Source organism: Paenibacillus nanchangensis (assembly GCF_046543445.1).
Lineage (GTDB): Bacteria > Bacillota > Bacilli > Paenibacillales > Paenibacillaceae > Paenibacillus_AQ > Paenibacillus_AQ nanchangensis.
Genome location: NZ_JBHOFD010000012.1, coordinates 13,411 through 33,306 on the forward strand (window position 1 = coordinate 13,411; position 19,896 = coordinate 33,306).

Genomic DNA, 19,896 nt, shown 5'->3' on the forward strand with positions numbered 1-19,896 from the left:
CATAAAAAAGTTTAAATTGCGCTCATGTCAGGTCGATGATAAAATAATATAACCAATCTGGTCTGAATAATTATTAAGATTTTAATATGAAAAATTTGCTTCTGATTGCGTTCACTTTATTATAGAAAGGTTGCGTATGATGAGACACACAGAACTGCCACGCAAACAGGGACTTTACGACCCCCAGTTTGAAAAAGACGCCTGCGGCATGGGATTTATCGCCCACATCAAGGGCAAGCCGTCCCATGATATTGTTAGCAACGCATTGACCATGCTGTTTAATATGGAGCATCGGGGAGGACAAGGCAGCGAACCGAACTCCGGTGACGGCGCGGGCATTATGCTGCAGCTTCCGCACCGCTTTTTTGCCGCTGAGGCTGAAGCGCTTGGCTTTACGCTCCCGGAACCGGGGCAATACGGCGTCGGCATGATCTTTCTGTCTCACAACGAAGAGATCCGCGCCCACCATGAGGAGCTTCTGAGCAATATTATTGAAGAAGAAGGCCAGACAGTGCTGGGTTACCGTACTGTGCCGACCTATGATGAAATGCTGGGCAAAACGGCCAAGGCCGCCAAGCCTTATGTGCGCCAAGTATTCATCGGCCGTTCGGCCGGCCTGGCCGACGACCTTGCGTTCGAGCGCAAGCTGTACGTCATCCGCAAGCGCGCCGAGCTGGCGATCCGGTACGGAGGCGTGGAAGAAGGCGAATCCTTTTATCTGCCGAGCCTTTCCTGCCGCAAGATCGTTTACAAAGGCATGTTGACTACGGAACAGGTCGGGAAGTTCTATCTCGATCTGCAGGATGAGCGGCTGGAATCGGCGATTGCGCTGGTTCACTCGCGTTTCAGCACCAACACGTTCCCGAGCTGGGAACGCGCGCATCCCTACCGCTTCATGATTCACAACGGAGAGATCAACACGCTGCGCGGCAATGTGAACTGGATGCATGCGCGCCAATCGCTGTTCGCAAGCGAGGTGTTCGGCGACGATCTGGAGAAGATCAAACCGGTCATCAACCCGGATGGTTCCGATACGGCAATGTTCGACAACACGTTTGAATTCCTGTACTTAAGCGGACGTTCCCTGCCGCATGTCGCCATGATGATGGTGCCAGAGCCTTGGAGCAACCATGAGAGCATGGATGATAACAAAAAAGCATTTTATGAATATCACAGCACACTGATGGAGCCGTGGGACGGTCCGGCCGCGATGGGCTTTACCGACGGCGTTCAGATCGGTGCGATTCTGGACCGGAACGGACTGCGTCCTTCCCGGTATTATGTAACGAAAGACGATTTGATTATTTTGTCTTCGGAGGCAGGCGTACTCGATATTCCGCCGGAGAACGTACTGTATAAGGACCGGCTGAGACCTGGCCGGATGCTGCTTGTTGACACCAAGGAAGGCCGGATTATCTCCGATGAAGAAGTGAAATCCGCCATTGCGGGCGAGCATCCTTACCGCGAATGGCTGAATGAACATCTGATCGGCCTCGACGAGCTGGCGGACGCTCCCGAGCTGCCGAATCCGAAGCACGACAACGTGCAGCAGCTTCAGCAGTCCTTTGGTTATACCTTTGAAGACCTGCGCAAAGTGCTGGAGCCTATGGCCTCCACCGGAGCGGAAGCCGTCGGATCGATGGGCTACGACTCGCCGCTGGCGGTGCTGTCCGACCGGCCGCAGCGTCTTTATAACTATTTTAAACAAATGTTCGCGCAAGTAACCAATCCGCCGATCGACGCGATCCGCGAAGAGCTGATTACGTCGACGACAACGACGATTGGACCGGAACGCAACCTGCTGAAGCCGGAGCCGGAGAGCTGCCGTCAGATCGCACTGGATACACCGATTCTTTCGAATGAGGATTTTGCGAAGATCCGTCATGTACGCCGTGCGGGCTTCAAATCGATGACCATTCCGATCCTGTTCCCGGCATCCGAAGGAGCGGCCGGACTGGAGCAGGCGCTGAACGGGCTGTATGAGGCGGCTGACCGCGTCATCGCTAAAGGGCATAATATTCTTATTCTATCCGACCGCGGCGTAGACCGCGACAATGCGGCCATTCCGGCGCTGCTCGCTGTTTCGTCCCTGCATCACCATCTGATTCGTCAAGGTACGCGGACCAAAGTCAGCCTGCTGCTGGAATCCGGCGAACCGCGGGAAGTGCATCATTACGCGCTGCTGCTCGGCTACGGCGTCAGCGCCGTGAACCCTTACCTGGCGTTTGAGAGTCTGGACGACATGATTACGCAAGGACTGCTGCGCGGCATCTCGCATGAGAAGGCCGTCAAGAATTACATCAAGGCCGCTACGAAGAGCGTTGTGAAAATTTTGTCCAAGATGGGTATCTCCACAATTCAATCGTACCGGGGCGCGCAGATTTTTGAAGCGGTTGGCCTGAAATCGGAATTTGTGGACCGGTACTTCACTTGGACGCCGTCCCGGATCGGCGGCATCGGTCTCGAAGAGGTGGCCGAGGAGACGCTGGCGCATCACCTGCGGGCATTTGCTGACAAAGACGGCGTTGACAAGGTGCTGGACTCCGGCGGCGACTACCAATGGCGTGCGGACGGGGAAGAGCATCTGTTCAACCCGCAGACGATTCATCTGCTGCAGAACGCCGTACGGACCGGCAACTACGATCTGTACAAGAGATATGCCGCGCTTGTTCAGGGCGAAAGCGAAAAACATCTGACGCTGCGTTCGCTTCTGGAGCTGAAGCCGGTCGGCGAACCGGTACCGCTCGAAGAGGTCGAATCGGTAGAGTCGATCATGCGCCGCTTCAAGACGGGAGCCATGTCCTTCGGCTCAATCAGCAAGGAAGCGCATGAGACGCTGGCGATCGCAATGAACCGCATCGGCGGCAAAAGCAATACCGGGGAAGGCGGCGAGGATCCTGCACGCTTCCTCCCGGACAGCAACGGAGACTCGCGCCGCAGCGCGATCAAGCAGGTGGCATCGGGCCGGTTCGGTGTTACATCGAACTACCTGGTAAATGCGGATGAAATCCAGATCAAGATGGCCCAAGGCGCGAAGCCGGGCGAAGGCGGACAGCTGCCAGGCCGCAAGGTGTATCCTTGGGTCGCCGAAGTCCGGGGTTCCACGCCGGGCGTAGGTTTGATCTCGCCGCCGCCGCACCATGACATTTATTCGATCGAGGATTTGGCCGAACTGATCTATGATCTGAAGAACGCCAACCCTCGCGCCAATATCAACGTGAAGCTGGTGTCCGAAGTCGGCGTAGGCACCATCGCCGCCGGTGTGGCCAAAGGCCGCGCGGACATCATCCTCATCAGCGGTTATGATGGCGGAACCGGCGCATCGCCGATGAACTCCATCCGTCATGCGGGTCTGCCGTGGGAGCTTGGACTGGCCGAGACGCATCAGACACTGATGCTGAACAACCTGCGCGACCGCGTCGTACTGGAGACGGACGGCAAGATGCTCAGCGGACGCGACCTCGCGGTTGCGGCTCTGCTGGGTGCGGAAGAGTACGGATTTTCTACAGCGCCGCTGGTCGCTGTCGGCTGTATCATGATGCGTGTCTGCCAAATGGATACTTGTCCGGTCGGCGTGGCGACACAGAATCCGGAGCTGCGCAAGAACTTTACGGGTGATCCGCAGCATGTCGTGAATTTCATGACGTTTGTCGCTCAGGATCTCCGGGAGATTATGGCAAGCCTCGGCTTCCGCACCATCGAAGAGATGGTGGGCCGGACCGACTGTCTGGATGCGATCAAGGCTTCTTACCACTGGAAGAAAAAAGGCGTGGATCTCAGCAGTCTGCTCCACTGTCCGGAACTGCCGGCCGGCGCGACGCGCTACCGCAGCAAGTTCCAGAACCACGGCCTGGAAGAGACGCTGGATATGAGCAAGCTGCTTGAGCTTGCCGCCCCAGCAATCGAATCCGGCCAGCCGGTGGAAGTGTCTCTGCCGATTACGAACGTTAACCGTGCCGTCGGCACGATTCTCGGCAGCGAAGTGACGCGCAAATACGGCGCAGCCGGTCTGCCGGAAGATACGATCCGTCTCCATTTCAGCGGTTCGGCGGGACAAAGTCTTGGCGCGTTTGTGCCGAAGGGTATCACGATCACGGTCGAAGGCGACTCCAACGACTATGTCGGCAAAGGCCTCTCCGGCGGCAAACTGATTGTGAAGCCGTCACCGAAAGCGACATTCGCTGCGGAAGAGAACATCATCATCGGCAACACGGCGTTTTACGGAGCGACCGGAGGCGAAGCGTACATCAACGGCATTGCCGGCGAACGGTTTGCGGTCCGCAACTCAGGCGCCAAAGTCGTTGTTGAAGGTGTAGGCGACCACGGCTGCGAGTACATGACCGGCGGACGTGTCGTCGTCCTCGGCGGAACCGGCCGGAACTTTGCGGCGGGTATGTCGGGCGGCATCGCTTATGTATACGATCCGGAGAATACGTTTGTTGGACGCTGCAACCTGGAAATGGTGCTGCTGGAGCGGATCGAGGAGCGGGAAGAGGCGGAGGAACTGCGCGCCTTGATCGCTGCTCATGTGGAGCTGACAGGCAGCGCGGCAGGCGAGCGGGTGCTGGCCGATTGGGAACAGAACCTGCCGAAATTCGTCCGTGTTATTCCGAAGGACTACAAGCGGATGCTGCAGCAGATCCGCAAAGTGGAAGAAAGCGGGCTGACTGGCGAAGCGGCGCTGCTGGCCGCGTTTGAAGCCAATATGCGTGAACTGGCTCGCGTCGGCGGTTAAACGGAGATTAAGGATAGGAATGGCCGCTATCGCTGACGCGATGACGGTGATGGAGAAGAGCTCCGGTTTCCCTGCGGGGAAACCGGGCTTTTTTTTCGTATATAAGAGGTTCATGCAACCTTCCGGAAGAAACATGCGTATGTAACAAGTCGATTTCTTGCAGGATTTGCAGGGTTATCTCTTGATACTATCGTCTAATGATAGGATGAACGGCGGAAAGGTGCAGCTAATGACGCAAAGAAGGCGGCGGGAAAGACCGCAGCATTTTTGCGCAAGCGCACGTGTAAGGGAATGGAAGGATGTCACACTAACAACAATCCAACAAGGGAGGGAGAACACCATGTCAACGGTCGATAAGCTGGAGCCGGTAGCCCGGCTGCAGAACGTCACCAAGAAAATTGGAGGGAAAACGCTCGTCAACGATTTGACGCTGGATATTCCCTCAGGCCAGATTTTCGGATTTCTGGGACCCAACGGCGCGGGTAAAACGACCACCATTCGGATGATGACCGGACTTATTTCGATCAGCAAAGGCGATATCCGGATTTGCGGAAACAGCATCAAGGATTCTTTTGAAGAAGCGATCGCCCAGGTCGGGGCTATTGTGGAAAATCCGGAGATGTACAAATTTTTATCGGGGTATCAGAACCTGCGGCAGTATGCCCGGATGGTGCGCGGAGTAACGAAAGAGCGGATCAACGAGGTCGTCGAACTGGTCGGGTTGACCGCCAGAATCCACGACAAAGTTAAAACGTATTCGCTCGGGATGCGTCAGCGGCTAGGTGTCGCACAGGCACTCCTGCACCGCCCCAAGCTGCTTATTTTGGATGAGCCGACAAACGGGCTGGACCCGCAGGGGATTCGGGAGCTGCGCGATTATTTGCGCCGGCTGTGCCACGAAGAAGGGACGACAGTGTTCGTGTCCAGCCACCTGCTGTCAGAAATGGAACTGATGTGCGACAGCGTGGCCATTATTCAGAACGGCCGGCTGGTGGACGTGCGGCAGCTGAAATCGGTTGGGGAAGCCCGGGTCGAAGAGCTGGAGACGGCGTTTGAGGTCGGCAATGCGGAGGCGGCGCTTGAGCTGCTTGGTTTTGGCAGAATTCAGGACGGCCGGCTTGTCGTATCCGCTGCAAGGGACCAAATTGCGGAGATTAATGAAGTGCTGGTGACGGCGGGAATCAAGGTATATGCGATCAAGCCGCTGACCCGCACGCTGGAGGATCAATTCCTAGAAATGACAGGGGGCGAAGGCATTGGCTAATTTCATGTCGCTCGTACATAACGAGAACATCAAGATATACCGCCGCATTCGGACCTGGGTCATGCTGGTGATTTTGGCGGGGATGGGAATTATGCTGCCTGCACTGGTTTATCTCACGGGAGGGAATTCCAGCGAGATTGCGTTGTGGGACAGCTTTCAGATGACTGTCATGGTGTGTTTCTTTATGAATACCATCTTTACGGTGGTTATCGCCTCTGATGCAGTTGCCGGGGAATTTTCATGGGGAACCATCAAGCTGCTGCTTATCCGGCCCTGGAGCCGGTCCAAAATTTTGCTGTCCAAATATGTCTCGCTGATCTTGTTCAGCTTGTTCGCAACAGCGCTTTTGCTCCTCTGCGCTTACGGCTCGTCTATGATTTTTTCGACGCAGGGCGTAACATCCAGCGTGCCTGAAGGATGGACCGAGGCTTCCTATTCGCTGGCTATGGCTCTATGCAGTTACATCCAGCTGTTCCTTACTGCGGCATTGGCTTTTATGGTATCCGCGGTATTCCGGGCCAGCGCGCTGGCGATCGGCCTATCGATGTTTATTCTGTTCGCCAAAAATATCATGCTGCTGATCTTCAATCCGTCCACGTATCCCTGGGCCAATTACCTGCCGTTTCCGCATATGGATTTGAGCGGGTATCTGTCATCGGCTACCGGACCGGCCGGCGTATCGCTCTGGTTTTCGGTTGGCGTGCTGGGCGCTTATTACGTGCTGTTCCTTGCTGTGGCTTGGACGGTGTTCTCCAAACGGGACGTTGCCGCGTAAAAAAAGCCAATCCGGCCGGCAGCTTTCACTTGTTTGGTGAACGGGCATGTTCTAAATTTAAAAAAAGCGGCGTCTGGCGGTTCAGCGAAGAACCGGCCGGACGCCGTTTTTTAATTACGGTTTATAAGTAGCTTCCGTTATCCCGCGGCTGCGCTTTTTCCTGCGGCGGACCGTTTGGAACGTTTTGCGGGTGCCGGGTCTTGTCCGGCGCCGGCTTCCGCCGGCTTGCCTTCCGCCGACACCGAGCCGTTCAGGCAGGCGCCTTCCATCATGATCATTGCTGTGGCCGCGGCGCTTCCGTGCAGCGTTCCCCCGGAAGCGAGCAGCAGTTTTTTGCCGGCTGTAACTTCGCCGTACACCGTGCCCGCAATTACAATTTCTTCGGCTAAAATAGTAGAGTGAACGACGCCATGCTCTCCAACAGTCACGGTTCCTTTGCACTCGATCTCCCCGCTGAAGCTTCCGTCGATTCGGATGTTCGTGTCACACTGCAGTTTGCCTTCAAGCGATCCGCCGCGGCCGATCAGCGTATCCGTACCTTTGACTGCGGATTGGTTTTTCTTTCCTATCATGCGTGATCCTCCTCCGTTTCCTTTATTTGATTTGTTCCGTTTCCAGGCCAGGTAGAGCAGGGGGCCTAGGCGGAAGCTGGGTCTCAGACCGAATCAGAGTCTCAGACAGATTTAGAGTCACAGACAGATTTAGAGTCACAGACAAAAGCAGAGTCTCAGATATAATCAGGGTCTCAGACAGAATCAGGGCCCGGGCGAGTGTCAGGGCTTGACATATTCCAGCGGGTTTACGGTTTTATTATGTTTTACTACTTGAAAATGAAGATGGGGGCCGGTGCTGCGGCCCGTATTGCCCAGCTTGCCGATTACATCCCCCTTGGCCACCTGTTCTCCAGGCGACACATCCAGTGCGCTTAAATGCATGTACCAGGTTTCCAGTCCGCCTTCATGCCCGATAATCACGTATTTGCCGCGCGCTCCCGACTGTTCGGCGGCGGTGACCCGGCCTTCCTCCGCGGCGTAAACCGGGTCTCCGGTGCGTCCCGGAATGTCGATTCCTGCGTGAAAGGCGGAAGAGCCTTTAAAAGGGTCAGACCGGTATCCGTAATTGGAGGAGATTGCCCGGGACGTGGTGGGCCACAGGACACCGGAAGCAGCTCCATGCTGCGCTGAACGGCCTGATGCCGCATGACCCGATACAGTGCTTGAGGCTTTAGCTGTATCTCTCCGTTCGGAAGCGGACGGCGAAGCGGCGGGCATCTCCGAGAAACGCCGGGCTTCATTGATCGTCCGCGGCAGGCTGGCGGCCATCTCGTCCAGCAGACGGCGGATTTCGGCGAAGTCATCCCGGGTATCCTCAATCAGCGCATAAGCTGAAGCGGATGAATGCACGGCGATGTATTCGCCGCCGACAAGCCCGGATACCTTGGCCGCGCCCTTTTTGACGGCGGGGGTTTCTGCAGTGGCCAGGATGTTTGTATCGGCTCCAGCCCCCGTCTCAGTCCCAACTCCCGCCTCGGCGCCGTGTTCGAACTCCCCGCCTTTCCCGCCTTCGTCTTCGGACTCCTGCTTGCGGATCAGCTGCTGCAGCTGCAGTTCAAGCTCGCTGACCGCTTTCATTTTGGCCCGGATCGTATCGGCCTCCTTCGACAATCCCTCCACCTCGCGTCTTAGACTCTGCAGCGTCTGATCTTTGTCTTTCACCTGCAGCTCCAGCTGCATCGCGTTCAGGCTCGCCGAAGCCGCTTCCGCCTCCAGCCGGGCGGCGTTGCGTTCGGAATACACATGCATCGAAGTGACCAGGCTCGACAGAGAGAGGGCCGCCGCGGCCGGCAGGGCAAATGCGAGCGGTTTGGAAACCCGAAGCTGCCTGACCGGGCGGTCCGCGTCTCCAAGCACCAGCAGCGTGTAGCGGCCGGAATCTGTCCGATTCTTCATAGCGTCTCCTTTCTGCGGCCCAGGCCGCCGGGCGCCGTCACTAGGACGGTTCGCCTCTAATAAGGGCTCATCCGTATCCGTTCTACTACTCTATGTATTCGGCTTTCTCCCGAATCATGACAGGCCGCGTGTGAGTCAGACGTGAATAAAGAAGCGTTTTCGGGTCAAAGCTGTACTAGAGTGTGTCTGCATACCGCGCTAGAGCAGCCTTACGGGGCTGTGTGCTTTCGCGGGTGAAGGGTTAGGCAGGCCCGCGTAAAACTTGGGTTTTGCCGACCGGGATAGCTGAACAACGGCTTGAAAGTTTTGGGTTCGCGAGGGAGGGCGGAGCATGAAGTGGCTAACGCTCATATTTATGGTATTTATTCTTCAAACCGGTTTGATTTTTCTGCTGGAGTACCGCCGCCCCCAGAGGCTGAGGGCCTGGTTGTTTATAATGTATGTTTGTCCGCTGCTTGGTTTTCTGGTCTATTATTTCCTGGGAAAAGAATATGCGAACGCGCGTAAAGCGGACCCCAAAGGGGAACGCCTGATGCAGGACATCCGCAAAGCAGTGTCGGCCCGGCTGCGTGAATCGGACTCGGGGGCGGGAAGCGGAGACGAAGCGGCCGGCCGGCGCCGTCTGCTCCGGCTGATCGGCAAGCTGTCGGACGCGCCGGTATCCGGCTGCAACCAGACGCAAATGCTGACCAAAGCGGGCCAGGCATACGACTCCATGCTGGAGGCGATGGAGCAGGCCGAAGAGCATATTCATATGGAGTTCTATATCTTCCGTGACGATTATTCGGGAGGACGTTTTCAGGAAATGATGCTCCGGAAGGCCAGGCAGGGAGTGCGGGTCCGCCTGCTCTGCGACGGCATGGGTAGCATCAGTCTTGGCGCAAAATTCGTGCAGCAGCTTCGCAGGGGCGGCGTGGAGGTGCACTTTTTCCTGCCGCTGCTGATGTCTGCCGCCGAACGGCGGCTGAATTTCCGGAGTCACCGGAAGCTGCTGATCGTCGACGGTAAGGTCGGGTTCACCGGAGGCATGAATATAGGCGATGAATATTTGGGCCAGGATCCGGAGCTTGGGTATTGGAGAGACATGTTTCTCCGTATTGAGGGGGATGCCGTATATGAGCTGCAATTTGCGTTCCTGAAGCACTGGCGGCTCGCCTCAGGGGATTGTTTGAGCCATCCCCGTCTGTTCCCGTCCCATGCCTGCAGCGGCGAAGAATCGGTGAAGATTGTCGGAAGCGGCCCGGGCGGCAAGCTGGACACCGCTGAGCAGCTTGTGTTTGGCGCTTTGTCCTCGGCGGACCGGCGCGTCTGGATTGCTTCGCCGTATTTCATACCCGACCCAGCCATCGTCAAAGCGCTGGAGAGTGCAGCGCTTGCCGGAGTCGACGTGCGGATTCTGCTGCCAGCACACCCCGACAACCGGCTGGTCTATTACGCCTCTTTGTCTTATGTGGAGGAGCTGCAGCGGTCAGGAGTCAAATTTTATTTGTTCCGCCGGGGGTTCATGCATTCCAAGCTGATGGTCGTCGACCGTTATTTCGCCTCGATCGGCAGCGCCAACCTGGATATGCGCAGCTTTTATGCCAATTTTGAGCTGACGGCGGTGCTGCTGCATCCCGACACCGTTGACAGGCTGGCAGGCATCCTGGAGCATGACCTGCGGCACAGCGATTACATCCACCCGGCGGTATTTCGGGCAAGAGGGCGCAAAGCCCGGCTGCTGGAAACCTTGTCCCGGCTGCTGTCTCCTTTGCTGTAAAACCGTATGCGGCTGACGCCATACGGTTTTTTTTGTGTGCAGTTACATTTAAAGGGCAGAGAAGGTCTAACTATGGTATAATTAAATATAGTTCTTTTTAAAAGCAGATGGCATATCTATACTGGTTCCGCCTCTAATATACTACCTGTAGTAGGAGATACGCTCTTTTTGGCAATTCGAAGAGGGAAGACGGCCACGGAATTTATGCATAATGCGAATGATTATACCATTTATTCAAGGGGGAGGTTTATGAAGATGGGGCAAGCGGTAGCAGAGAACAGGAGCGGTAAGCTTCCTCCTCATTCGGGCACAACCAACTGGGTGCGGGTGGCGCATCGGGTAGTTATGCTGTTGCTTGGAGCTGTATTGATGGCGGTCGCTCTTGAAATATTTTTAGTACCTAATCAGATTATCGATGGCGGGATCACAGGGATTTCGATTATGCTGTCCAAAATCTTTCACATTAAGTTGGGCATTTTGCTTACACTGTTGAACCTGCCGTTTTTGATTATTGGCTATAAGCAGATCGGAAAGACGTTTGCGCTCTCTACGCTGTTTGCGGTTATTATTATGTCGATTGGCACAGCGCTGCTGCATCCGGTCAAGCCGCTGACGGTTGAGCCGCTGCTGGCTGCCGTATTCGGCGGAACCATTTTGGGAGTAGGAGTCGGGATCGTTGTGCGCTACGGCGGTTCGCTGGACGGCACGGAAATTGTGTCGATTCTGGTCAGCAAAAAGCTGCCTTTTTCCGTCGGCGAATTCGTTATGTTCATCAATTTGTTTATTCTGACCAGCGCGGGTTTTGTGTTTGGCTGGAATAATGCGATGTACTCCCTGATCGCCTATTATATCGCCTTCAAGATGATTGATGTGACGATGGAGGGACTGGATCAGTCGAAGTCGGTATGGATTATCAGCGATAAATACCGTGATATCGGGGACGCACTGACGGAGCGGCTGGGACGCGGCGTGACGTATTTGGAAGGAGAAGGCGGCTTCTCCGGAGAGAATAAAAAAGTGATTTTCGTCGTCATCACACGCCTGGAGGAAGCCAAGATGAAATCGATTGTCGAGGACTGGGACGAAGATGCGTTTGTTGCAGTCGGCAACATTCACGATGTGAAGGGCGGACGGTTTAAGAAAAAAGCAATCCATTAGCGCGGTTTCCTTGTCCTGCCGGTTTCCCGGCCGGAGCAGGCGAAACGCGGGTAAGCCCGGGGCGGTTCTACATGAGACGCCCCGGGCTTACCTGCGTTTACCGCCGCTTTTTGCTGAAACAGAGGCCTGCTGTCTTAGCGCTCACAGGCGGGAAATAATCGCTTCCACCGGCTGCGGGGGAACCTTGCCGATCAGGTCGCCGACCTGACGGAGCCGCTCTCCGATATTCAGCAGATGGTAATCCGCGGGGCTTACGTTCCGGCGCACCTCGTCCCAGGTCAGCGGCGTCGATACCGTTGCGAGCGGCCGGGCGCGGGGCGTATAGGGGGCCGCAAGCGTTTTTCCGCTGTAATGCTGGAGATAGTCGAAATAAATTTTGTCCCCCCGATGTTTCTTCAGCCGTTCCAGCGTGAAGAGGCCGGGATGTTTTTCGGTTACGTATCTTCCGACAAAATGCCCGATTTTGCGCAGCTCGTCAAAGGTCACGCCCGGACGGACCGGGACGATGATCTGCACACCGGTTGCCCCTGAAGTCTTCGGCACGGAATCCAGGCCAAGCGATCGCAGCACGTTCCCCACAATGTCCGCGGCCTCCATAATCCGGGGTTCGACCTCGAGTGAAGGATCAAGATCGATCATCCATTCGCAGGGAAGCGGGCTGCCCGCATAATGCAGCGAAGGATGAAATTCCAGCGCCGCCAGATTGCCGAGCCACAGCAGCTCAGGCAGCCCGTCCAGCACGATGTATTCAATGCCCTCATACAGCGCCGTCCGGACGAAGGGGGGCAGCGGATCAGGTGCGTTTTTTTGGTAAAACGAGGTGCCGCCCACGCCATGGGGATAGCGGATAACGGTCAGCAGCCGGTCCCTGCAGTACTGAAGCAGGTAAGGGGCCAGCTCGGCCAGCTTTTCCAGGTAGATGCGTTTGGTAATGCCGGCTTCCGGCCACAGCGGCTTGTCGGGATTCGTTACAGTCAGGGTTTGTCCCTGCACGGTGATCGTACCTTTGACTGCGGTAGGCATGACCGATCTCCTCCTATCGGGTTCGTTCGCGTTCCAAAATGCAATCCTGCGGTGCAACCTGAACTTCGGCCTGAATGCTGGGTTGGCGGAGCGTACCGGACGGCGTCCATTCGAGAAAATGAATCTTGAACACCAGCTCCGGCCGAATCCAAAACGCCCCCTGCCGCCGCTGGGGAAGCTCGGCAAACGGCATTTCCTGCGTGCCGAGCTTCAGCGCACGTTCCGTTAGCGCCCGCCAGTCGGCAACGGTAAGCCGACCTGTGCCGGCGTGGCCAATATAATGCAGCCGGCCGTCCTTGCCGTATAATCCGAGCAAAATGGCGTTAACGATACCGTCCCGGAAGGTGACGCCCCCCGCGACGGCATTCAGATCAGAGATGATTTTTCGTTTGATCCATCTCCGGTCTTTGCCGCCGATCGCATAAGCGGAGTCGGGGTCCTTGCAAACGATGCCCTCCAGCCCATGCTCTACCGCGGAGGTGAACAGGCCGGCAGGGTCCGGGTAGCTTGGCACCGCCTGCACGCTTGGATGCGGACGGAGCACCTCCGCCAGCAGCGCCTGCCGCTCACGGAGCGGAAGCTCCGTGACCCATCTGCCGTTAAGGTACAAAAGATCAAACACCATATACAGCACTGGCACCTGCCGCATAGCTGCCGGTATGCTGGCCTCCGTGCGGACGCTGTCCCGCCGCATCACCTCGTGAAAGGAAGGTTTGCCTTCGTGAAGCGCAATGATCTCGCCGTCGAGGATAACGGAATCGGCGCTGCAGAAGGCGGTGGCGTCGGCCAGCTCCGGGTACTGGCGGGTACGGTTGTTGCCTCTCCGGTTCACGAGTTCGGTCCGGTTTCCGTCATAGTAGGTAAGCATCCGGACGCCGTCCCACTTAATCTGCGCGATCCACCGCCCGCCGGAAGGCAGCTCTGCCGCCATGACCGGCTCGAACGGAACGACGATATCGAAGCTCATCGCCGCGCCTTAGGAGACCGTGTCTTTGGCCGCTTTGGAGCTGCGGCGTTTTGGCTTCGGCGTCACTACCGGAGCTGGAGCGCTGTCGGCCGCCGGTTCGGCTGCGGCGGTTTTTTTGCGCCCGCCGGCGGCTTTCTTGCGGGCAGGGCCGGGATCGGCGGCGACCGGCTGAACAGCCTCGATGCTGGCCTGCAGCGCCGCCATCAGATCGATCACGTTCGTCTGCTGGCGGGCCGGGGCGATATGGATTTCTTCGCCCGCCACTTTGCTGCTGATGAGATCCAGCATGCGTTGGCGGTAATCGTCCGTATATTTTTCTGGATCAAACGGTGTTGACAGCTGGGAGATCAGCAGCTTGGCCATTTCCATCTCTTTGTCGTTGACGCCCGCGGCCTCGGGAAGGTTAGGCACCTGGGAAACCGGCCGGATTTCGTCCGGATAAAAAATCGTCTCGATCGCAAGGCAGCTCTCCAGCACCCGAATCGCTGCGAGACTGCTTTTAGAGCGGATCGAAATTTTGGCGATGCCGATTTTGCCCGTGTCCCGCATCGCTTGATGAAGCAGCCGGTAGGCATTGGCGCCCGCCTGGTCCGGGGACAGATAGTATGTCTTCTGGAAATAAATCGGATCGATTTCATTCAGATCGACAAAATCAAGGATCGCGATGTTTTTGCTGGCCTGTTCGGCGAGCTGATCGATTTCATCTTTTTCAAATACAACAAACTTGCCTTTCTCATACTCATAACCCTTGCCAATTTCCTCCCAGACAACTTCCTTGTCACATACGGGACATTTCCGCACATACGACAGCGGACTGCCGCATTCCTTGTGAATGTATCTTAAGGAGATGTCTTTGTCTTCCGTTGCCGAAAACATTTTGACCGGCACGTGCACCAGACCAAAGCTGATGGCGCCTTTCCAGACGGTATGCATAATTCTGAAGCCTCCTGTCGACCGGCGTACCCTGTCCGCCTGCGATTGGCGCTTGGATACGCGAGTAGGAAATGTGCGCTTAGTATGCGTCAAGCGGGAAGACTCTAGACGTAGCCCGAAAAAACGGCCCTGCTGCTGACATAAGTTCCGGGAGCAAAGGGGACACTACACACTGTAAACCGCTGCGTTTGCGGGTAAACACAGTAAACAGCCCATTTGCGGGCAAACACAGTAAACAGTTGCGTTGGTGGAACAAACACCATAAACAGGTGCGTTTGCGGGGCAAATACCATAAACAGGTGCGTTTGCGGGCAAACACCGTAAACAGCCGCGTTTGTGGAGCAAACACCGTAAACAGCCGCGTTTGTAGGGCAAACACCGTAAACAGCTGCATTTGTGGGGCAACACCATAAACAGCCGCGTTGGCGGGCAAAGTTTAACAGATATCCGGCGGGCGGCAGCGATTGATATTGACGAAAAAGGCGGCGAAGCCAAGTGACGGAAACGATCGATCAAGGACCGGACAGCGGCATGATCCCGGGCCTTGCTGTGGATTGGTTCCGCGTAACCGAGACGCGGGAAGAAACGGAGCCGGAAACAGACCGTCTGGATGCCGAAGCAACCATTGGCGAACCGCCCGCGGCGGAGACGGATTTCCGTAAACTGCAAACAGATGAGGAGGAGCAGGAATGGATGTAAAACGAGCTAAAGCTATTTATGAATCCAAAGAAATGATTGCCGTGCAGTTGGAAGGCGAACCGGTGTGGATTGAGCATGTGGATGAAGCTAACGGAATGGCGACCGTTCAAGTCGGATCCCGTCCGACCAACACCCAGACGGTGGGCGTTGAGCGGCTGGAGGAGCAGCGCCGATAAATCGAAACGCCGATAAATCGAAACGCCGATAAATCGAAACGCCGATAACGTCAAAACACCGATAACGTCAAAACACCGATAATGCGATAACGCCGTATATGCCGACCACTAAGTAATTGGAAAAGCTGCGACATCCTAGGCTATTAAGTTATCGGCGAGCTATCGGAATAGAGCTTGAAGGCAAAAACCGGAATATGCAGCGTTTTAGCCGCCTGTCCTATAGAGGACATGGCGGCTTAATGCAGTTAGTCCGCGATTCACGTCTTAAAGACGATTCAAGGCTAAAATTAAGTTATGTGCCGCAGAACTGCGCCAGCGTCAGCTTTGCTTGGTCCGGCAGGCAGCGGATTGCCCGCTAGGGTCTGGCATCAATCTGCCGAAACCAGGGGGTCTCGCCGTTCACCGTTCCTTCAAATGTATAAACGGGCTGGTAATAGCCTTTTGTATCATAGACATACGACACCCCGCATGCGTTGATGACCAGCTTGTCTCCAGGTCGGAACGGGTTTATTTCATCAAACCGGCCTTTCCGTATTTGGTCGAAAGCTTCGGCGGGAGCCATAATTGGAACATCGCGAACGTAATCATTTGGAGTAAAGCCGTAGTTAATAGAGTAAATTTGTCCGTCGGATTTTAGGGTCATTATCGTATAGCCGTCCCAGCGGTTATGGGGTCCATAAGCTTCCTTGGGAAGCCGCCAATCGTAGTCGCCGTTCTCCGTGAATGTTACCTGCGTTCCGGGCGGCAGCAGGCCCAAATCTTTCATGATTTTCTCAGCCAGCGCCTGATTGTCGTTACCCGTCCCGGCAGCCGGATGTTCTTCCGGATGATAACGATCGTCGAACAGCCCCCAGCTTCCGTCAAGAATAAAGTAGGTGAGGATGTAGCGGGTACCGCCCGCTTCCTCGAATAGAAATTGTTGATTGGCGCCGTCCCGTACTTCCCGGGCAATGGGAGGCAGCCCAAGTTTCTGTTGCAGCAGCCGGACCGTTTCTCTGCCCCGTTCGCGGTTCAGGCTGTGCCGGTTTTTATAAACAGGAGCCGATGAAGGCTCTTGGCTGAGATGCAGCTTGGTACTGACGGTTACGCCCGACATATCGGTGCCGTAAACGGGATGAATGCTCATATTCCCGAATTCCTGCTGGATATAAACTAGATGCATCCCGCCAAAAAAGATGGCGATTGCAGCCGGAAGCGCCAAACGCTTCACCGCCTCAGCCAGACGTACCTTACGTTCCCGCATGACCCGGGCTGCAAGTTGATAAAGATGATAGCCGATGATCCCGCCCAGCGTGTTATGAAACAAGTCATCCAGCTCAAAAATCCCCCGTCCGGTCGCAAACTGGACCGTTTCAATCAGCAGCGTTGTTCCCAGTGCGGCGATAAACAGCCACCGGAACCGGCCCAGTTTATCATGCAGGAGCGGCAGCAGGATTCCCAGCGGAATAAACATGACGATATTAAAAACGATCAGCTGAAACGAATAAAGAGAATAGGAATTCCAAGCCTCTACGTATCCGCTGAATAGATGCAGATTCACATCCCCCGTATAATTCGCCGGCCTGCTGAGTCCCGTGAGACCAAACACGACCACCATATAGCAGGCAAGCAGCAGCCCAAGAAGCGGTTTGCGCCAGCGGGTTAAGGGGCGCGCTTCTTCATTTTTTTTATGCTGCAGCATAATATAAGCGCCGCCGGCGATTATCAACACTATAGCGGCAATTGCGGCCGGCACGAAGTATACGCTGATTTTTTGGATAATTTCAGATAAGCTCATTGCATCGATCTCCTTTCCTTGATAGAAGGAGGACGAACAAAAAGCCGAAATTGTATCATCGTGAAAATAAAGGGCTGGCGATGCCTTTCATTCAGATTGGCGTATAACCGTTGCGGCCGCCAAAAACACAATTCGGCAAATAAGCTTGAACACTGGTTAAAGCTAATAAAGTAATAAAGTAATAAAGTAATAAAGCTAAGCTGTTCGAGCTGCAGATTTAATCATTTTGAGAAACGAGTAATGGTACAACATAAAACGGGCTCTGTATTCTAAGGGATTGACACTCTAATCTATAAACCAATATATTGGTTGTATGGATAACTCACTAATTCAACCGATTAAAAGAACCTCGTTTCGCGCAGAAGTCTACACCCGGCTGCGTGAAGCCATCGTGTCGCTTGCGCTTGAGCCTGGCTCCCGTCTGAACGATACGGCGTTGGCCGCAGAATTCGGTGTCAGCCGCACGCCTGTCAGGGAAGCGCTCAAACGACTGGAGGACGAAGGACTGGTGGAGACGGTCCCAGGCTCAATTACGCGCGTCGCTCCCCTCCGGCCGGAGGAAGCCCGGCATGCGTTTGTTGTGGCGGCAGCGCTGTACGCGCTCGCCGTCCGGCTCGCGGCGCCGTCGATTGACGAGGCGGCGCTGGAGAGCATGCGGGCGAGCAACGCCCGGCTGCGCCAGGCTGCGGCGGCACGCGATACGCTAGCGGCGATCGATGCCGACGACGCGTTCCACCGCGCCGCTGTGGATGCCGCGGGCAACCCGGAGATCGCGGCCGCGCTGGCAAGGCTGCTGCCGAAGCTGCGGCGGCTCGAGATCGCCCGGTTCGCAGCCGACCGGGCTGCCGATTCAGCGGACCAGCACGAGCGGATTATAGAGGCCTTCCGGGAAGGCGATGCGGTAAGCGCGGCCGAATTGACGGAAGCCAACTGGCTGAAGCTTGGGGAGACGCTGGCCGAGACGGTTGAGGGAGCGGAAGTAAGCGAAGAAGGCGAGAGAGCCAGGGAGGCCAAAAAAGCCAAAGAAGGGGAAGAAACTCAAGAAGCCCAAGAAGCTCAAGGAGCCCAAGGAGCCCAAGAAGCAAAAGCGGTTAATGCGGGCAAAAAAGCCGAGGATGTCAAAGAAGCTGAAGAAGCTAGGGAAATTAAAGATGCCAAGGAAGTAAGAGAAGGAAAGGGAGCTAAGAAGACAAAAGAAGCTGAAGAGGCTAAGTTGCCTAAAGAAGCTAAGAACCCTAAGGACCCTAAGGACCCTAAGGACCCTAAGGAACTCAAGGAATCTAAAGAACTTAAGGAACCTAAGGGGCTTAAGGAATTTAAGGGACTAAAGGAGTCTAAGGAACTTAAGAAGTTTACGGAGTCTAAGGAGTCGAAAGAAGCCAAAGAAGCTAAAAAAGAGAAAAAAGCTAAAAAAGGCAAAGAAGCCAAAAGTGCCAAAGAAAACAAACGAGCCAAAGGATCAGACTGAACAAGCAGGTTTAACATCTCACCATGAAAGAGAGTTGAAGTACGGATGCGACCGCTGCTGCTTGGAATGCTGTCCGCCTTGTTTTTTGCGGCGACCTTTGTCCTGAACCGCAGGATGGAGCTGTCGGGAGGCCACTGGGCATGGAGCGCGTCGCTGCGCTACCTGTTTACGCTGCCGCTGCTGCTGGCGGTCGTCGCGGGACGGGGGAGGTGGAAGCCTCTGCTGCGGGTGATGGCAGAGCGTCCCGCCGCCTGGCTCCTTTGGGGAACGGTTGGTTTCGGGCTGTTTTACGCGCCGATCTGCCTTGCAGCTGCGTACGCGCCAGGCTGGCTTACGGCCGGCACCTGGCAGGTGACCATTGTCTCGGGATCGCTGCTGGCGCCGCCGTTCATGCAGACGGTTCACGGACCTGACGGACCCGTGTCCCGCAGAGGCCGCATTCCGGTAAAAGGAATGGGATTGTCCCTCCTTATTTTGGCCGGTGTAGTGCTGCTGCAGCTGGAACATGCCCGCTCGCTGGGCGTCCGCGAAATGCTGCTTGGCGCGCTGCCGGTGCTTGCCGCTTCTTTCGCTTACCCGCTGGGCAACCGCAAAACGATGGAGCTAGCTGGCGGACGGCTGGATGTATTCCAGCGGATTCTGGGGATGACGCTGGCCATCCTGCCGTTCTGGGGTCTGCTGTCGGTCTACGGCTGGACCCAATCGGGTCTGCCGTCCGCTGGCCAGCTCGGTCAGTCCGCCGCTGTCGCCGTCCTATCCGGGTTCATCGCCACCATCCTGTTTTTTCGGGCGACCGACCTGGTGCGCGGCAGCATGGCGGGACTTGCGGCGGTGGAAGCCACGCAGTCGCTGGAGGTGCTGTTTGCGCTGGCTGGCGAAATGCTGTGGTTGTCCGCTGCTGCGCCGTCGCCGCTGTCCTGGGCCGGGATCGCCGTCATTGTGGCCGGCATGGTGCTGCATAGTCTTCACGCGGGCCGCTCCGCTCCCGCAGCCGCCGCCCAAAAGGCCGCTTAACGAACGGCTTCGCCCTCCAATTCCGCTTAACGCACGAATTCAGCCATCCAAAATCCGTTAACGGCACGGCTTCAGCCAGCCAGTTGGGAATACACTAAGCAAGATGGCTGAGTCACGCAACAGAACCGCAAGCAGCATAACATGCAGGCAGTCGCGGTATAACCGCACACTAACTATGCACTAGCCATGCACTAGCCAT

At 56.0% G+C, this 19,896-nt stretch carries 14 protein-coding genes and 1 pseudogene; 9 read left to right on the plus strand and 6 right to left on the minus strand.

The window, feature by feature from the left end; genetic code table 11:
• Window positions 1-139 precede the first annotated feature (139 nt).
• The 3 genes from gltB to ACE6ED_RS11045 all read left to right on the plus strand — a co-directional run bounded on the left by gltB (window position 140) and on the right by ACE6ED_RS11045 (window position 6,774).
• On the plus strand, window positions 140-4,735 hold the full coding sequence (gene gltB, locus ACE6ED_RS11035; protein ID WP_410827331.1) for a glutamate synthase large subunit: 4,596 nt from the start codon (window positions 140-142) through the stop codon (window positions 4,733-4,735).
• A gap of 340 nt (window positions 4,736-5,075) precedes the next feature.
• The gene (locus ACE6ED_RS11040; RefSeq protein WP_410827175.1) at window positions 5,076-5,999 is read left to right on the plus strand and encodes an ABC transporter ATP-binding protein; all 924 of its coding nucleotides are present in this window, start codon (window positions 5,076-5,078) and stop codon (window positions 5,997-5,999) included.
• Window positions 5,992-6,774, plus strand: a complete 783-nt coding sequence (locus ACE6ED_RS11045; protein ID WP_410827176.1) for an ABC transporter permease — start codon at window positions 5,992-5,994, stop codon at window positions 6,772-6,774. The genes ACE6ED_RS11040 and ACE6ED_RS11045 overlap by 8 nt, the downstream gene beginning before the upstream one ends.
• Window positions 6,775-6,911: 137 nt before the next feature.
• Here ACE6ED_RS11045 and ACE6ED_RS11050 read toward each other — a convergent pair whose 3' ends face one another.
• On the minus strand, window positions 6,912-7,346 hold the full coding sequence (locus ACE6ED_RS11050) for a bactofilin family protein (protein ID WP_410827177.1): 435 nt from the start codon (window positions 7,344-7,346) through the stop codon (window positions 6,912-6,914).
• 201 nt (window positions 7,347-7,547) lie between these two features.
• A complete protein-coding gene (locus ACE6ED_RS11055) occupies window positions 7,548-8,723 on the minus strand; it encodes a M23 family metallopeptidase (RefSeq protein WP_410827178.1) in 1,176 nt (391 codons plus the stop codon).
• A gap of 331 nt (window positions 8,724-9,054) precedes the next feature.
• Between ACE6ED_RS11055 and cls the strand changes: the two genes are divergently transcribed.
• Together cls and ACE6ED_RS11065 are read left to right on the plus strand one after the other, a co-directional pair.
• Window positions 9,055-10,482: a cardiolipin synthase gene (gene cls / locus ACE6ED_RS11060; RefSeq protein WP_410827179.1), complete on the plus strand. Its 1,428-nt coding sequence runs from the start codon at window positions 9,055-9,057 to the stop codon at window positions 10,480-10,482.
• 255 nt (window positions 10,483-10,737) lie between these two features.
• Window positions 10,738-11,640, plus strand: a complete 903-nt coding sequence (locus ACE6ED_RS11065; protein ID WP_410827332.1) for a YitT family protein — start codon at window positions 10,738-10,740, stop codon at window positions 11,638-11,640.
• A gap of 141 nt (window positions 11,641-11,781) precedes the next feature.
• Here ACE6ED_RS11065 and ligD read toward each other — a convergent pair whose 3' ends face one another.
• Genes ligD through ku form a run of 3 tightly spaced genes read right to left on the minus strand, consistent with a single transcriptional unit; the run spans window position 11,782 to window position 14,563 of the window.
• The gene (ligD, locus tag ACE6ED_RS11070) at window positions 11,782-12,663 is read right to left on the minus strand and encodes a non-homologous end-joining DNA ligase (protein ID WP_410827180.1); all 882 of its coding nucleotides are present in this window, start codon (window positions 12,661-12,663) and stop codon (window positions 11,782-11,784) included.
• Between the two features lie 13 nt (window positions 12,664-12,676).
• A complete protein-coding gene (locus ACE6ED_RS11075; RefSeq protein WP_410827181.1) occupies window positions 12,677-13,630 on the minus strand; it encodes an ATP-dependent DNA ligase in 954 nt (317 codons plus the stop codon).
• 9 nt (window positions 13,631-13,639) lie between these two features.
• Complete coding sequence (ku, locus tag ACE6ED_RS11080) at window positions 13,640-14,563, minus strand: non-homologous end joining protein Ku (protein ID WP_410827182.1); 924 nt, start codon at window positions 14,561-14,563, stop codon at window positions 13,640-13,642.
• Window positions 14,564-15,058: 495 nt separating this feature from the next.
• Here ku and ACE6ED_RS11085 point away from each other — a divergent pair, with 495 nt between their 5' ends.
• Both ACE6ED_RS11085 and ACE6ED_RS11090 read left to right on the plus strand, forming a co-directional pair.
• Window positions 15,059-15,262 (plus strand): hypothetical protein, encoded by a 204-nt coding sequence (locus ACE6ED_RS11085; RefSeq protein ID WP_410827183.1) that lies wholly within the window; start codon window positions 15,059-15,061, stop codon window positions 15,260-15,262.
• Window positions 15,253-15,438, plus strand: a complete 186-nt coding sequence (locus ACE6ED_RS11090) for an H-type small acid-soluble spore protein (RefSeq protein WP_410827184.1) — start codon at window positions 15,253-15,255, stop codon at window positions 15,436-15,438. The genes ACE6ED_RS11085 and ACE6ED_RS11090 overlap by 10 nt, the downstream gene beginning before the upstream one ends.
• Window positions 15,439-15,793: 355 nt before the next feature.
• Here ACE6ED_RS11090 and ACE6ED_RS11095 read toward each other — a convergent pair whose 3' ends face one another.
• The gene (locus tag ACE6ED_RS11095; RefSeq protein ID WP_410827185.1) at window positions 15,794-17,215 is read right to left on the minus strand and encodes a VanZ family protein; all 1,422 of its coding nucleotides are present in this window, start codon (window positions 17,213-17,215) and stop codon (window positions 15,794-15,796) included.
• Between the two features lie 313 nt (window positions 17,216-17,528).
• Between ACE6ED_RS11095 and ACE6ED_RS11100 the strand changes: the two are divergent.
• Both ACE6ED_RS11100 and ACE6ED_RS11105 read left to right on the plus strand, forming a co-directional pair.
• A pseudogene (locus ACE6ED_RS11100) lies at window positions 17,529-18,170 on the plus strand (GntR family transcriptional regulator); the annotation flags it as partial.
• 558 nt (window positions 18,171-18,728) lie between these two features.
• The gene (locus ACE6ED_RS11105) at window positions 18,729-19,697 is read left to right on the plus strand and encodes a DMT family transporter (protein WP_410827186.1); all 969 of its coding nucleotides are present in this window, start codon (window positions 18,729-18,731) and stop codon (window positions 19,695-19,697) included.
• Window positions 19,698-19,896 lie beyond the last annotated feature (199 nt).

Excerpts from the sequence above, each read along its gene's own strand:
- ligD (WP_410827180.1), bottom strand. The coding sequence starts at position 12,663 with ATGCCTACCGCAGTCAAAGGTACGATCACCGTGCAGGGACAAACCCTG.
- ACE6ED_RS11090 (WP_410827184.1), top strand. The coding sequence starts at position 15,253 with ATGGATGTAAAACGAGCTAAAGCTATTTATGAATCCAAAGAAATGATT.
- ACE6ED_RS11095 (WP_410827185.1), bottom strand. The coding sequence starts at position 17,215 with ATGAGCTTATCTGAAATTATCCAAAAAATCAGCGTATACTTCGTGCCG.
- ACE6ED_RS11050 (WP_410827177.1), bottom strand. The coding sequence starts at position 7,346 with ATGATAGGAAAGAAAAACCAATCCGCAGTCAAAGGTACGGATACGCTG.
- ACE6ED_RS11065 (WP_410827332.1), top strand. The coding sequence starts at position 10,738 with ATGGGGCAAGCGGTAGCAGAGAACAGGAGCGGTAAGCTTCCTCCTCAT.
- ACE6ED_RS11075 (WP_410827181.1), bottom strand. The coding sequence starts at position 13,630 with ATGAGCTTCGATATCGTCGTTCCGTTCGAGCCGGTCATGGCGGCAGAG.
- cls (WP_410827179.1), top strand. The coding sequence starts at position 9,055 with ATGAAGTGGCTAACGCTCATATTTATGGTATTTATTCTTCAAACCGGT.
- ACE6ED_RS11040 (WP_410827175.1), top strand. The coding sequence starts at position 5,076 with ATGTCAACGGTCGATAAGCTGGAGCCGGTAGCCCGGCTGCAGAACGTC.
- ku (WP_410827182.1), bottom strand. The coding sequence starts at position 14,563 with ATGCATACCGTCTGGAAAGGCGCCATCAGCTTTGGTCTGGTGCACGTG.
- gltB (WP_410827331.1), top strand. The coding sequence starts at position 140 with ATGAGACACACAGAACTGCCACGCAAACAGGGACTTTACGACCCCCAG.
- ACE6ED_RS11055 (WP_410827178.1), bottom strand. The coding sequence starts at position 8,723 with ATGAAGAATCGGACAGATTCCGGCCGCTACACGCTGCTGGTGCTTGGA.
- ACE6ED_RS11105 (WP_410827186.1), top strand. The coding sequence starts at position 18,729 with ATGCGACCGCTGCTGCTTGGAATGCTGTCCGCCTTGTTTTTTGCGGCG.